This window comes from Streptomyces sp. NPDC085900 (assembly GCF_044540925.1).
Classification (GTDB): Bacteria; Actinomycetota; Actinomycetes; order Streptomycetales; family Streptomycetaceae; genus Streptomyces; species Streptomyces gilvifuscus.
This window is the reverse complement of sequence record NZ_JBITSP010000003.1, coordinates 641,853-654,765: the sequence shown is the minus strand read 5'-3', so window position 1 is coordinate 654,765 and position 12,913 is coordinate 641,853. Positions and strand designations below refer to the sequence as shown.

Genomic DNA, 12,913 nt, shown 5'->3' with positions numbered 1-12,913 from the left:
CCGACAGACCGAACCGTCACACGACGACAGGAGACGACGTGGGGACCGTAACGATCGGAGTGTCGATCGCGGTCCCGGAGCCACACGGCAGCCAGCTCCAGCAGCTGCGCGCGGGCTTCGGCGACGCCGCTGCTCACGGTATCCCCACGCATGTCACCCTGCTGCCGCCGACCGAGGTCGACGGCGGTGACCTGGCGGCCGTGGAGGCGCATCTGAGCGAGGTCGCCGCGAGCGGCCGCCCGTTCCCGATGCGCCTGTCCGGCACCGGCACCTTCCGGCCCCTGTCCCCGGTCGTCTACGTCCGGGTGGTCGAGGGCGCCGAGGAGTGCGCCTGGCTGCAGAAGCAGGTCCGGGACGCCTCCGGTCCCGTGCCGCGCGAACTGCAGTTCCCGTACCACCCGCATGTCACGGTCGCCCACGGCATCGACGACGAGGCGATGGACCGCGCCTTCGAGGAACTCGCCGACTACGCGGCCGACTGGCCGTGCACGGGGTTCGCCCTGTACGAGCAGGGCGCGGACGGCGTGTGGCGCAAGCTGCGGGAATTCGCCTTCGGCGGCACGGTCGTACCGCCGCAGGCCGGCCACGTCGAGCGCGGCACCATCGGCAGCCGTTAGCGGCCGGCCGCCGCCTCAGAGCGCCAGCCGTCGGAACAGCCCGCGCGGGACGTGCCTGAGGGCCGCCATCACCACGCGCAGCACGCCCGGCACCCACACCGTCTCCGAGCGCCGCCGCAGGCCGAGTTCGACGGCCGTCGCCACGCTCTCCGGCGTCGTCGCGAGCGGGGTCTCGGGCAGTCCCGCGGTCATCTTCGACCGGACGAACCCGGGGCGTACGACCATGACGTGCACGCCGGTGCCGTGCAGCGCGTCGCCCAGGCCCTGCGCGAAGGCGTCCAGACCGGCCTTGCTGGAGCCGTAGATGAAGTTGCTGCGGCGGGCCCGCTCGCCGGCCACGGAGGACAGCACCACCAGGGAGCCGTGCCCCTGGGCCTGCAGCGCGCGGGCGCTCACCAGCCCCGCCGAGACCGCGCCCGTGTAGTTGGTCTGCGCGACCCGCACCGCCGCGGCCGGTTCGCGCTCGTCGTTGGCCTGGTCGCCGAGGACGCCGAAGGCGAGCAGCACCATGTCGACGTCGCCGTCCGCGAAGACCTTGCCGAGCACCGTCTCGTGCGAGTCGGGATCGAGTGCGTCGAAGGCGACGGTGTGCACCTCGGGCCCCAGGGCGCGCAGTTCGGCGGCGGCCGCCTCCAGGGCGGGGGAGGGGCGTGCGGCGAGCCACACCACGCGCGTGCGGCGCGCGATCAGCCGGCGGGCGGTGGCGAGCGCGATCTCGGACGTACCGCCGAGGACGAGCAGGGACTGGGGCAGGCCAAAGGCGTCCTTCACGACTGCAGCTCCTAGAGGTCGAGACGGCGGGACAGGTCCGACACGAACACCCCGCGCGGGTCGACTTCCGCGCGCAGCGCCCGGAAGTCGTCGAGGCGCGGGTACATCGCGGCGAGGAGTTCGGGGCGCAGGCGGGAGTCCTTGGCCAGGTAGACGCGGCCGCCGGCCGCGGCGACCTCCTCGTCGAGCCGGTCCAGGAAGCGGCCGAGACCGGGCAGGGCGGCGGGGATGTCGAGGGCCAGCGTCCAGCCGGGCAGCGGGAAGGACAGCCAGCCCGGGTCGGCCGGGCCGAACCGCTTGAGGACGGCCAGGAAGGACGGGCAGCGCCGTTCGGCGATCCGGCGCACGATCCGGCGCAGGGTGTCCTCCTGGCCGTGTCCGACGACGAACTGGTACTGCACGAAGCCGCCGCGGCCGTAGACGCGGTTCCATTGGGGGACGCCGTCCAGGGGGTGGAAGAACGTGGAGATCCGCTGCAGCTCGCCGGTACGCGCGCGTGGCGCCCTGCGGTACCAGAGCTCGTTGAACAGGCCCACGGTGGTGCGGCTGAGCAGCCCCTCGGGCAGGAAGGTGGGCGCGGACGGGAACCGAGGGGTGCGGAACTCCAGCGCCCTAGTACGCGCGCGTGCCGGCAGCGCGTCGAGCGGGGCGTGGTCGCCGCGCGTCAGGACCGCGCGGCCCGTCGCGGCGCCGCGGGCCAGCAGGTCGATCCAGGCGACCGAGTAGCGGTAGTGGTGGTCGGTGCCCGTCAGACGTGCCATCAGGTCGTCCAGGTCGCTCGCGCGCTCGGTGTCGACCGACATCAGGGAGGTCTCGACGGGCAGCAGGCCGAGGGTGGCGGTCAGGATCACGCCGGTCAGTCCCATGCCGCCCGCGGTCGCGTCGAACAGCGGGGTGCCGCGGCCCACCGTGCGGATCTCGCCGTCGGCGGTGAGGAGTTCGATCGACAGGACGTGCCGGGAGAAGGAGCCGGACACGTGGTGGTTCTTGCCGTGGATGTCCGCCCCGATCGCGCCGCCGACCGTCACCTGACGGGTGCCGGGCGTCACCGGGACGAACCAGCCCAGCGGCAGCAGCACCTCCATCAGGCGGTGCAGGGACACGCCCGCGCCGCACAGCACGGTGCCGTCGTCGGCGTCGATGGCGTGGATGCGGTCCAGGCCCGTCATGTCGAACACCGCCCCGCCGGCGTTCTGCGCCGCGTCGCCGTACGCGCGTCCCAGGCCCCTCGGGATGCCCCCGCGGGCCCCGCACTCCCGGACGGCGGCCACGGCCTCCTCGTACGTCCGTGGGCGGATCAGACGGGCCGCGGTGGGAGCGGTCCGCCCCCATCCGGTGACGGTGGTGGTGACCGGTGCGGTGCTGGCAGACATGTCGGTGACCGTATCGCCCCTATATGCGCGGTCTGTTCCGGAACATCAATCTCCTCCCCGAAATGGGTGATTAATGGGATGTCATCCAATATTTCCGTAGCTCCGGTGGTGTCGGCGTGGACAGTGAGTCCACATGGACCTCCTGGACCACCGAATCCTCTCCGCCTGCCACGCGTACGGCGCCGACCCGCGCGTCGCCGGCGTCGCGCGCGCCCTCTCCCGGGCCGGTGAGCACGGTGCGCTGTGGCTCGTGACGGGCCTCGTCGGGGCCGCCGTGGACGGCGCGCGACGCGGCGCCTGGTTGCGCGGTGCGGCGCTCACCGGGGGAGCGCACCTCGTCAGCATGGGCGTGAAGAGGGTGGTACGGCGCCCGCGCCCGGCGCATGTCGAACACCTCGCGCCCACGTTCGGCCCGCACTCCTTCCCCAGCTCGCACGCGACCTCCGCCGCGGCCGCCGCCCTCGTCTACGGGGCCCTCGGCGCGTACGCCGTCCCGCCGCTCGCCGCCGCGATGTGCCTGTCCCGGCTGGTCGTCGGGGTTCACCACCCCTCGGACGTGGTGGCGGGCGCGGCACTCGGGGTGCTCACGGCCCGCCTGGGGTCGCGCTGGGTGGGAGGGGGCGCGCATGACTGAGGCAGCGCCCCTCACGAACGGCCAGCGCTCCCGCGAGACGGCGCTTCTCGAACAGCGCGCGCCCGAGCGCACCCCCGCGCCACCCCCGAAGCGCACCCCCGCCACCCTCCTCACCGGCCTGCTGAGAACCGCACGCCCCAAGCAGTGGGTCAAGAACCTCCTGGTCGTCGCCGCCCCCGCGGCCGCCGGGGAGCTCTTCACCCGCCCCGTGATCCCCCGACTCGCCGCCGTCTTCATCCTCTTCACGGCCTGCGCCGCCGCCGTGTACCTCGTCAACGACGCCCGGGACGCCGACGCCGACCGCGCCCACCCCGCCAAGCGCCACCGCCCGGTCGCGGCCGGCCAGGTCCCCGTGCCGCTCGCCTACGCCGTCGGCGGCCTCCTCGGCGTGCTCGCCCCGGCCGCCGCGGTCTGGCTGGTCTCACCGGCCGTCGCGGCACTGCTGACGGCCTACCTCGGCATGCAACTGGCGTACTGCGTCAGCCTCAAGCGCGTCCTGGTCGTGGACCTCGTGGTCGTCACGACCGGGTTCCTGATGCGGGCCGTGTCCGGGGGGCTGGCACTGGGCATCCCGCTGTCCCGCTGGTTCCTGATCACGACCGGTTTCGGCGCCCTGTTCATGGTGTCGGCCAAGCGCTACTCCGAAGCCGTCCAGATGGCCGGAAAGGCGGGCGCCACGCGCGCGTTGCTCACCGAGTACACCACCGGCTACCTGCGCTTCGTCTGGCAGCTGGCCGCGGGGGTCGCCGTCCTCGGCTACTGCATGTGGGCCCTGGAGGAGGGCGGCCTGCCGCACACCAGCGTGCTGCCCTGGCGCCAGCTCTCCATGGTCGCCTTCGTCCTCGCGGTCCTGCGGTACGCCGTCTTCGCCGACCGGGGCGCCGCCGGCGAACCCGAGGACGTCGTCCTGCGCGACCGCGCCCTCGCCGTCATCGGCCTGGTCTGGCTGGCGATGTACGGGCTGGCGGTGGCGAACTGGTAGACGGCCACCGCGAGTCCACCGGCACCCGCCGCCCAGGGGCTTTTCGGGGTACTCGCACATTGGTATCCCGAACGGAGGGCAGAGTCGGATCATGGACTGGCTGAAGAAGCTCCCCGTCGTCGGGCCGCTGGTGGCGAGCCTGATGGCCACGCACGCGTGGCGGTCGTTCGAGCGTCTGGACCGGGTGAAGTGGGCCCGGCTGGCCGCCGCGATGACGTTCACGAGTTTCGTCGCGCTGTTCCCGCTGCTCACCGTGGCCGCGGCGGCCGCCGCGGCCACGCTCAGCGAGAAGCAGCAGACGGATCTGCAGAACAAGATCGCCGAGCAGGTGCCCGGCATCTCCGACCAGCTCGACATCAACGGCCTGGTCCAGAACGCCGGCACCATCGGCCTCATCGCCGGCGCCGCCCTGCTGTTCACCGGCATCGGCTGGGCCGGCTCGACGCGCGAATGCCTCCGCGCGGTGTGGGAGCTGCCCGACCAGGAGGAGAACTACTTCCTGCGCAAGGCCAAGGACCTCGGCATCCTCATCGGCCTCGGCGGCGCCGTCCTGGCCACCCTCGCCGCCTCCACGGTCGCCTCGGCGATGGTCGGCTGGATCACCCGGCAGATCGGGCTGGAGAACGGCGGCTGGGGCGGGATCCTGCTGTACGTCGCCGCGTTCACGGTCGCCGTGTTCGCCGACTTCCTGCTGCTCCTGTACGTCCTGACGATGCTGCCCGGCGTCGAACCGCCGCGCCGCCGCCTGATCGTCGCGGCACTGACCGGCGCGGTCGGCTTCGAACTGCTGAAGGCGCTGCTGAGCGGCTACATGCAGGGCGTCGCCGCGAAGAGCATGTACGGCGCCTTCGGGGTCCCCGTCGCCCTCCTGCTGTGGATCAACTTCACCTCGAAGCTGGTCCTGTTCTGCGCCGCCTGGACGGCGACGCAGAGCCAGGAGCAGGAGGTGCGCGAGGAGGAACGCGAGGAACGGGCGGGGATCGTGCGCAAGGTCAGGGACGAGACCGGCGACGTACCAGATCGGGCAGCGGCCAGCGGCGGTTGACCAGGAACGCGGCGGCCGCGAGCAGCGCCAGCGCCCCGCCGGAGATCGCGAACGCGGTCCCCATGCCGCTGCCGGTGTGCCCGGCGGCCTTCGCCACCGGGGTGGCCGAGGCGTTGTTCCCGGCGCCGCCCGCCTGTCCGTCGGAGGCGTTGGCGCCCGGCTGGGCGCTCGCCCGGACCGCGCTCCTCGGCGGCACCAGCTCACCCACCGCGCGGGCCTTCCCGGCCGCCGCGAAACCCCAGTCGAAGAGCTTGGCGGTCTCCTTGTAGACCTCGTTGTGCTCTTCCTTCTCGGGGTGCATGACCGTCACCAGCAGCACCCTGCCGTCGCGCTCGGCGACCCCGGTGAAGGTCGCGCCGGCGTTGGTGGTGTTGCCGTTCTTGACGCCCGCGATGCCCTGGTAGACGGAGATGTCGGTGTCGCCGGCCAGCAGCCGGTTGGTGTTCTGGATCTCGAAGGGCTTTCGGACCGTCTTGCCCTTCTTGGTCTTCTTCGTCTCGCCCGGGAACTCCGCCCGCACGGTCGAGCAGTACTCGCGGAAGTCCTTCTTCTGCAGGCCGGAGCGGGCGAACAGCGTCAGGTCGTAGGCGGAGGAGACCTGCTTGGGGGCGTCGTAGCCGTCGGGGGTGACCACGTTCGTGTCGAGGGCCTGGAGCTCCTGGGCGTGCTCGTTCATCTCCTCGACGGTGTTGCCGACCCCGTCGTTCATCGCCGACAGCACGTGCACGGCGTCGTTGCCGGAGCGCAGGAAGACGCCGAGCCACAGGTCGTGGACGGTGTAGGTCTCGCCCTCCTTTATCCCGACCAGGCTGGAGCCGGCGCCCATGCCCGCCAGGTCCGCGGGCACCACCTTGTGCTTCTCGTCGCGCGGGAACTTCGGCAGCAGCGTGTCCGCGAACAGCATCTTCATCGTGGACGCCGGAGGCAGCCGCCAGTGCGCGTTGTGCGCGGCGAGGACCTCGCCGGACTCGGCGTCCGCGACGATCCACGAGCGCGCGGTGATGTCCTTGGGCAGCACGGGAGCGCCGTCGCCCAGATCGACCTGTGTGCCGGGCCGGCCGAGCCGGGTGCCGCCCACGGACGACATGCCCGCCGGCGGAGTGGCCGAAGGGCTCGTGGAGGGGCTGGGGGCCGCGAGGGCGACGGGCGCGGTCAACGCGAGCGACGACAGGGCGGCGGAGGTGACCAGCAGGGATCGCCTGACGGTCTTCTTGGGTGCGGGCACGGACGGAAACGTACAGGGCACCGGCCGTGATGTCCCGCCGCCCTCCCCACCCCGGGCGCGGGGCCGGAGTGGCGGCGGCGATACTGAACGCATGAAGCTCAGCCGCCCTGTCTCCTGGTTCCTGCTCGCCTTCGGGGTGTGGAGCTGGGTCATCTGGGTCACTTTCGTGAAAAATCTCATCAAGGACAGCAGTGGGCTCGCGTTCGACGACGGCCACCCGACGGCGTACTTCTGGGTGCATCTGACGCTGGCGGTCGTCTCCTTCGTATTGGGGACGGTCATCGGCGGCATCGGGTTGCGTGGACTGCGCGCATTGCGCCGCACTTCATAACCGGCCGAACGCCGACGAACCGGCAGGAACCGACACAACAGACTGCGGGGGTACACGGCACAGTGGTCATCGTCTTCGCTCTGCTCGCGCTCGGCGTCCTGGTGGGGGCCAACTGGTACCTGTGGCGCCGCCTGTTCCGCGACACGACCCGGGGCGCGGGCCCCGCGCGCCGGGCGGGGGCGGCGCTGATCGGGGCCGGTTGGGCGCTGGCGGTCGGCGCGATCGTGGCCGAGCGCGCCGGGGCGCCCTTCTGGCTCCAGCAGGTGCTGGCCTGGCCGGGTTTCCTGTGGCTGGCGCTCTCCGTCTACCTGCTGCTGGCGGTCGTGGCGGGCGAGGTCGTACGGCCGCTGCTGCGGCGGCTCCTGGAGCGGCGGGCGCACGCGTCGACCGCCGCCCCCGCGGACGCCGAGCCGGTGCCGGCGGGCGCCGTCGTGTCGCGGGCACCGGCGGCCGAAGGGGCGCGCGCATCGGACTCCGCGCCGGAGCGCGAGCCCGTACACCCCGGCGTGGAACACGAGACGCGACCCGAAGCCGATTCCGCCGTCCCCGATCCTTCCCGCCGCCTCTTCGTCTCACGGGTGGTGGCCGGTGCCGCCGCCGCGGCCGCCGTGGGGACCGTCGGCTACGGCACCTACGGTGTGCTGCGCGGGCCGCGCGTCAAGCGGGTCACCGTGCCGCTGGCCAAGCTGCCGCGCGCGGCGCACGGATACCGCATCGCGGTGGTCAGCGACATCCATCTGGGGCCGATCCTGGGCCGGGGGTTCGCGCAGCAGGTCGTCGACACGATCAACTCCACGCAGCCCGACATCGTCGCGGTCGTCGGCGACCTGGTCGACGGCAGCGTCAAGGACCTGGGACCGGCGGCCGCCCCGTTGCGGCAGCTGCGCGCGCCCTCCTACTTCGTCACCGGCAACCACGAGTACTTCTCGGGCGCCGAGCAGTGGGTCGAGGAGGTGCGCCGACTCGGGCTGCACCCGCTGGAGAACGCCCGCACCGAACTGCCGTACTTCGACCTGGCCGGCGTCAACGACATCGCGGGCGAGAGCGAGGGACAGGGCCCCGACTTCGGCAGGGCGCTCGGCGACCGGGACACGGCACGCGCGTGCGTGCTCCTCGCCCACCAGCCCGTCCAGATCCACGAGGCCGTCAGGCACCACGTCGACCTCCAGCTCTCCGGCCACACCCACGGCGGCCAGCTCTGGCCCGGCAACTTCATCGCGGCGGCCGCGAACCCCACCGTCGCGGGCCTGGAGCGCTACGGCGACACCCAGCTCTACGTCAGCCGGGGCGCCGGCGCCTGGGGCCCACCCACGCGCGTGGGCGCCCCGTCGGACATCACCGTGATCGAACTGGCCTCCACGCGCGCGTGAGCACGCCGGCCCGAGCGAAGAAACGGGCTTCCCGCCCCCACCCCGGAAACCCTGTGAGCGCGCTGTGAAATATGGCCGAAACCGCTGGCAGTAACGTCTTTCTCAACTCGTCGAACTCCTCTTCCCCGAGCTCGAAATCGTGTGATTAGGTGAGCCGCGCCACTAGGGGAGTGGCATGTGTGCTGGGGCCTTCGGGCCTGGGGAGGGCCAACCGATGCGTTCGGTTCGCATGCGGGTACTCGCGACGCTGCTCGTACTGGCGGTCGCGGGGATCGGCGGCTGGCAGCTGCTGCCGTCGCAGGACGACAACGGAAAGACGATCACGGTCGGCACGACGGACTCCGTCACGTCGCTCGACCCCGCCGGCGCCTACGACGCCGGCTCCTGGGCCCTGTTCAGCAACGTCTTCCAGTCGCTGCTGACCTTCGAGGCGGGCGGCGCGGCACCCGTCCCGGACGCCGCCCAGAGCTGCTCCTTCGTCGGCAGCGACCTGAAGACATACCGCTGCACGCTGCGCAAGGGACTCACGTTCCCCAGCGGCCGCGAGATGACCGCCGAGGACGTCAAGTACTCCTTCGACCGCGTCAAGGCGATCAAGTCGGACGTCGGCCCGTCGTCCCTGCTGAGCACGCTCGGCTCGGTCGACGCCAGCGGCTCGACCGTCACCTTCCATCTCTCCTCGCCGGACGCCACGTTCCCGTTCAAGGTGGCCACCGGCGCCGGCTCGATCGTCGACCGGGAGAAGTACCCGGCGAAGGGCCTGCGCACCGACTCCGGCGTCGACGGCACCGGCCCGTACAAGCTGACGGCGTATACGAAGGGCAAGAAGGCGGTCCTCACCCCCAACGGCGCCTACAAGGGCGCCATCGACAAGACCGGCCGCCCCGTCGACCTGCGCTACTACACCGACGCGGACGCCCTGAACAGCGCGTGGAAGGCGAAGCAGGTCGACGTGGCCAGCCGTCAGCTGCCGCCCCAGGTCCTGTCCGGGCTGTCCGCCAGCGATCCCGACCAGCGCCTCTCCGAGTCCGACAGCTCCGAGACCCGCAACCTCTACCTCAACACCCGCGCCGGCTCGCCCCTGCACGACGTGCGAGTCCGCCAGGCGGTGGCCTGGCTGATCAACCGCGAGCAACTGGCCGCCACCGTCTACAAGGGGACCGTCGACCCGCTGTACTCGCTCATCCCGACGGGCCTGACCGGCCACACCACGTCGTTCTTCGACGCCTACCCCACGCAGAACGCCAAGAAGGCCAGGGCCCTGCTCATCGAGGCCGGCGTGACGCTGCCGGTGCGCTTCACCTACGGCTACGGCAAGAACAGCGGCTCCGCGGCGGCGGAGGCGGCGGACCTCAAGCGGCAGCTGGAGACGAGCGGCCTGTTCAAGGTGACCCTCAAGGGCTACGAGTGGACCGCCTTCCAGAAGCGGTGGGCGACCGGCAGGCTCGACGCCTACGCCGTCGGCTGGGTCGCCGACTACCCCGACCCGGACACCTTCGGCGCCACGCTCGTCGGCAGCGGCGCCACCATGAACACCGGCTACAGCAACAAGGCCGTCGACAACCTGATCCAGACCAGCCAGGAGTACGCCGACCGCGGCGACGCCACCTCCGACCTGCGCACGCTCCAGCAGGACATCGCCCACGACGTGCCGGTGATCCCGCTGTGGCAGGGCAAGGAGTACGTCCTCAGCAGCGAGGACGTCGGCGGCAGCCAGTACCTGGACGACGGCACGGGCGTCTACCGGCTGTGGAGCCTGAACTGGATCTGACGCGATGCCGTGTCCTGGACATTCGCCCGGAGCAGCCGGGTACTCACCCGAACACAGGACCATGTGACGGAGGTGTGCGTGGGGTGAGGAGCCGACGTGATGAGACGCAACTCCTTCCGGTTGCCCCGGCACCCGGCCTCCGTCGGACTCGCCCGGCGCCGGGTGCGGGACCACCTGGCCGACTGGGGACACGGGCCGGACGACCGGGCGCTGACCGACGCCGTACTGCTGGTGTCCGAACTGGCGACCAACGTCGTCCGCCACGGCCCCCTGCTGGAGCGGGAGTTCGAGGTGGCGGTGACCGCGCTCGCCGACGGCTCGTGTCTCATCGAGGTGTCCGACGAGGGGCAACTGGAGCCCCGATTACGCCTGGTCGGGGAGTCGTCGGAGTCCGGCCGCGGATTGCGCCTGGTGGAGAGCGTCGCGGCCGCCTGGGGCGTGTGGAGCCGCGGCCGTCACGGCAAGACGGTGTGGGCGCTCGTCCTCGCGGGCGCCGGAACACCGTGACTACGGCGTGGTGGAGGCCGCCCGCGCCGGCAGGGTGACCGTGACCGCGAGACCCTCCCCGGGCGCCGTGCGCACCGCCACCTCACCGCCGTGCGCGTGAACGACCCCCTGCACGATGGCCAGTCCGAGACCGCTGCCCGCGCCCCCGCCGGCCCGGAAGAACCGGTCGAAGACCCGCGCCGCGTCCTCGGAACACAGCCCCGGACCGTCGTCCGCGACACACAGCCGCACGACGCCGTCCTCCCGCTCCACCCCCAGCCGCACCGGCACCTCGGCCGGCGTGTGCGTGCGGACGTTGCCCACCAGATTGCCCAGCACCTGCCTGAGCCCCGACTCGTCGGCCCGCACCAGCACGGAGCCGTCGGCGGCCACCTCGACGGGCCGGTCCGGCTGCTGCGCCCGCAGGTCCTGGGCGGCGTCCCGCACCAGGCGGCTGACGTCGACGTTGCGGAAGCGCAGTTCGGGCTGCTGGTCCAGACGGGCCAGCGTGAGCAGCTCGTCCACCAGGCGCCCCATGCGGTCGGTCTCGGCGAGCACCCGCTCCCAGGCCCGCTTCCGCTCGTCCGGATCGCTGAGCATCCCCTTGTCGTACAGCTGCAGATAGCCGCGTATCGCCGACAGCGGGGTGCGCAGCTCGTGCGAGGCGTCGGCCACGAAACGGCGCAGCTGGGCCGCGCTGTCCTCACGGGTGCGGTACGCCGACTCCACCTGGTGCAGCATGGAGTTGAGGGCCAGCCGCAGCTGCTCGACCTCCTGGGTGGGATGGTGACTGGAGGGCACACGCCGGGTCAGGTCGCCCTCGGCGATGGCCGACGACGTCTCCACCATGTCCTCCAGCGGCCGCATCCGCCGCCGCACGCTGAACAGCGTCAGACAGGCCAGCAGGGCCAGGAGCAGCGTGCCGATGGTCAGGTCGAGTTTGAGGGCCTTCAGCATGCCCCGGTGCAGGGCGTCGGTGGAGCTGGCCAGCAGGATGTAGGTGCCGTCGGGCAGCCGGGTTGCCGTCACGCGGTACGGCGCGCCGTGCACCCTGACGTCCTGCGGCCGGGTGTGTTTCATCAGGGCGTGCGGGTCGCCTACCGCCCGGCTCAGACTGTGCTGTGCCTCGGTGGGCTTGAAGCCGAGGAGGCTGGCGACATGGCCGTCGGCGTCGACGGCGGCGTAGATCGTGTCCGGGGCCGCGCGCTCGTCGGTCTGCTGGGGGGCGAGCCGCTCGTGGACGAAGCCCAGCACGCTGAGCGAGTCGATCTGCCGCAGGGTCAGCTGCGAACCGCCCAGTGAGTCACGGGTCTTGGTCAGCTCGGTGTCGATCTGGCCGAGCAGGTAGTACCGCATGCCCATCAGGCTGACGGCGGTCGCCGCGACGATGCCGAGCGCGAGCAGCGCGACATTGGTCAGGGTGAGCTTGGCGCGCAGCGAGTGGACGCCGCGTTCGCAGTTCAGCCAGCGGGCCTTCATGCCAGCCCGTATCCCACGCCACGCCGCGTGGTGATCACCGGCGGCCCCAGGGCGTCCAGTTTCCGGCGCAGATAGCTGATGTAGGTCTCCACCACGGTGGACTCGGGCGGGGTGTGCTCGTACTGCCAGACGTGCCGCAGCAGTTGCTCCTTGGGCACGATCCGGCCGCCGTTGCGCACCAGGAACCGCAGCAGCGCGTACTCGGTGGGGGTGAGCTCGACGCTGCGGCCCGCGCGGTGCACGCTGTACGTCGTCTCGTCCAGCTCCAGGTCGCCGTAGCGCAGCGGCGGCCGCTGCGGCAGGATGTCGGCCGGCCGGGTGCGCCGCAGCACCGCCGTGATCCGGGCGACGACCTCGTCGATGTTGAACGGCTTGGTGATGTAGTCGTCGCCGAAGCCGAGGGCGCCGACGACCTCGGCGGGCGAGTCGCGCGCGGTGAGGAAGACCAGGGCCAGGTCGGGCCGGCGGTCGCGCAGTTCGCGGCCCAGCGCGCGCCCGTCCCCGTCCGGGAGCATGACGTCGAGCAGCGCCGCGTCCGGCCGGGTGCGCTCGACGAGCGCGAGGGCCTCGCGGACGGTGCCCGCGACCATCACCTCGAAGCGGTGGTAGCGAAGGGCGATGGCGAGGACGTCCGCGATGCTCGGCTCGTCCTCCACCACCAGCACGGTGCCTGGAGCCGTCGTCATGCCCCCAGTATCGGGCGGGCCACTGACAGTCGAGGCCCGAACCGTCTTTGGAATTCCTTGAGAGTCATGGCCGAATCCCACCACGCGCGCGTGGCGGTCCCGATCCTGTTGCCCAGGACCTGGGGGACCGACCGACGACCGGA

The 12,913-nt window shown here is 72.0% G+C and carries 13 protein-coding genes; 8 read left to right on the top strand and 5 right to left on the bottom strand.

The genetic code is table 11. The annotated features are described in order from the left end of the window. The first annotated feature begins 38 nt into the window (after window positions 1–38). A complete protein-coding gene (locus ACIGDI_RS12450) occupies window positions 39–617 on the top strand; it encodes a 2'-5' RNA ligase family protein (protein ID WP_399894469.1) in 579 nt (192 codons plus the stop codon). A gap of 15 nt (window positions 618–632) precedes the next feature. On the opposite strand, the gene ACIGDI_RS12445 is transcribed toward ACIGDI_RS12450, so the two are convergent. Both ACIGDI_RS12445 and ACIGDI_RS12440 read right to left on the bottom strand, forming a co-directional pair. Further along, window positions 633–1,388, bottom strand: coding sequence for a decaprenylphospho-beta-D-erythro-pentofuranosid-2-ulose 2-reductase (locus ACIGDI_RS12445; protein ID WP_399894465.1), 756 nt, complete (start codon window positions 1,386–1,388; stop codon window positions 633–635). An 11-nt stretch (window positions 1,389–1,399) separates the two neighbouring features. Further along, on the bottom strand, window positions 1,400–2,761 hold the full coding sequence (locus tag ACIGDI_RS12440) for an FAD-binding protein (RefSeq protein ID WP_399894462.1): 1,362 nt from the start codon (window positions 2,759–2,761) through the stop codon (window positions 1,400–1,402). A 133-nt stretch (window positions 2,762–2,894) separates the two neighbouring features. Here ACIGDI_RS12440 and ACIGDI_RS12435 point away from each other — a divergent pair, with 133 nt between their 5' ends. The 3 genes from ACIGDI_RS12435 (at window position 2,895) to ACIGDI_RS12425 (ending at window position 5,422) form a co-directional block, all read left to right on the top strand. Next, window positions 2,895–3,395: a phosphatase PAP2 family protein gene (locus tag ACIGDI_RS12435; RefSeq protein WP_399894459.1), complete on the top strand. Its 501-nt coding sequence runs from the start codon at window positions 2,895–2,897 to the stop codon at window positions 3,393–3,395. Further along, window positions 3,388–4,377, top strand: coding sequence for a decaprenyl-phosphate phosphoribosyltransferase (locus ACIGDI_RS12430; RefSeq protein WP_399894456.1), 990 nt, complete (start codon window positions 3,388–3,390; stop codon window positions 4,375–4,377). Before ACIGDI_RS12435 ends, ACIGDI_RS12430 begins: the two co-directional genes overlap by 8 nt. A 91-nt stretch (window positions 4,378–4,468) precedes the next feature. Further along, a complete protein-coding gene (locus tag ACIGDI_RS12425; RefSeq protein WP_399894453.1) occupies window positions 4,469–5,422 on the top strand; it encodes a YihY/virulence factor BrkB family protein in 954 nt (317 codons plus the stop codon). Here ACIGDI_RS12425 and ACIGDI_RS12420 read toward each other — a convergent pair. Beyond that, window positions 5,370–6,647, bottom strand: a complete 1,278-nt coding sequence (locus ACIGDI_RS12420) for a D-alanyl-D-alanine carboxypeptidase family protein (protein WP_399894450.1) — start codon at window positions 6,645–6,647, stop codon at window positions 5,370–5,372. The genes ACIGDI_RS12425 and ACIGDI_RS12420 overlap by 53 nt on opposite strands. Before the next feature lie 91 nt (window positions 6,648–6,738). Here ACIGDI_RS12420 and ACIGDI_RS12415 point away from each other — a divergent pair, with 91 nt between their 5' ends. From ACIGDI_RS12415 to ACIGDI_RS12400, 4 genes are all read left to right on the top strand, one after another. Continuing rightward, window positions 6,739–6,978, top strand: a complete 240-nt coding sequence (locus tag ACIGDI_RS12415) for an SCO4848 family membrane protein (protein WP_351803046.1) — start codon at window positions 6,739–6,741, stop codon at window positions 6,976–6,978. A 62-nt stretch (window positions 6,979–7,040) separates the two neighbouring features. Next, window positions 7,041–8,348, top strand: a complete 1,308-nt coding sequence (locus ACIGDI_RS12410) for a metallophosphoesterase (protein ID WP_399894446.1) — start codon at window positions 7,041–7,043, stop codon at window positions 8,346–8,348. 214 nt (window positions 8,349–8,562) lie between these two features. Then, on the top strand, window positions 8,563–10,119 hold the full coding sequence (locus tag ACIGDI_RS12405) for an ABC transporter substrate-binding protein (protein ID WP_399894443.1): 1,557 nt from the start codon (window positions 8,563–8,565) through the stop codon (window positions 10,117–10,119). 96 nt (window positions 10,120–10,215) lie between these two features. Beyond that, window positions 10,216–10,626 carry an ATP-binding protein gene (locus ACIGDI_RS12400; protein WP_399894440.1) on the top strand — a complete coding sequence of 137 codons (411 nt, stop codon included), beginning with the start codon at window positions 10,216–10,218 and terminating at the stop codon, window positions 10,624–10,626. Here the strand turns inward: ACIGDI_RS12400 and ACIGDI_RS12395 are convergent, their stop codons facing one another. Then, window positions 10,627–12,084, bottom strand: coding sequence for a sensor histidine kinase (locus ACIGDI_RS12395; protein WP_399894438.1), 1,458 nt, complete (start codon window positions 12,082–12,084; stop codon window positions 10,627–10,629). It lies immediately after the preceding gene. Beyond that, on the bottom strand, window positions 12,081–12,770 hold the full coding sequence (locus tag ACIGDI_RS12390; RefSeq protein WP_399894435.1) for a response regulator transcription factor: 690 nt from the start codon (window positions 12,768–12,770) through the stop codon (window positions 12,081–12,083). Before ACIGDI_RS12390 ends, ACIGDI_RS12395 begins: the two co-directional genes overlap by 4 nt. Window positions 12,771–12,913 lie beyond the last annotated feature (143 nt).

Coding starts and splice junctions, on each gene's coding strand:
- ACIGDI_RS12435 (WP_399894459.1), top strand. CDS start 2,895: ATGGACCTCCTGGACCACCGAATCCTCTCCGCCTGCCACGCGTACGGC.
- ACIGDI_RS12415 (WP_351803046.1), top strand. CDS start 6,739: ATGAAGCTCAGCCGCCCTGTCTCCTGGTTCCTGCTCGCCTTCGGGGTG.
- ACIGDI_RS12405 (WP_399894443.1), top strand. CDS start 8,563: ATGCGTTCGGTTCGCATGCGGGTACTCGCGACGCTGCTCGTACTGGCG.
- ACIGDI_RS12440 (WP_399894462.1), bottom strand. CDS start 2,761: ATGTCTGCCAGCACCGCACCGGTCACCACCACCGTCACCGGATGGGGG.
- ACIGDI_RS12395 (WP_399894438.1), bottom strand. CDS start 12,084: ATGAAGGCCCGCTGGCTGAACTGCGAACGCGGCGTCCACTCGCTGCGC.
- ACIGDI_RS12425 (WP_399894453.1), top strand. CDS start 4,469: ATGGACTGGCTGAAGAAGCTCCCCGTCGTCGGGCCGCTGGTGGCGAGC.
- ACIGDI_RS12390 (WP_399894435.1), bottom strand. CDS start 12,770: ATGACGACGGCTCCAGGCACCGTGCTGGTGGTGGAGGACGAGCCGAGC.
- ACIGDI_RS12430 (WP_399894456.1), top strand. CDS start 3,388: ATGACTGAGGCAGCGCCCCTCACGAACGGCCAGCGCTCCCGCGAGACG.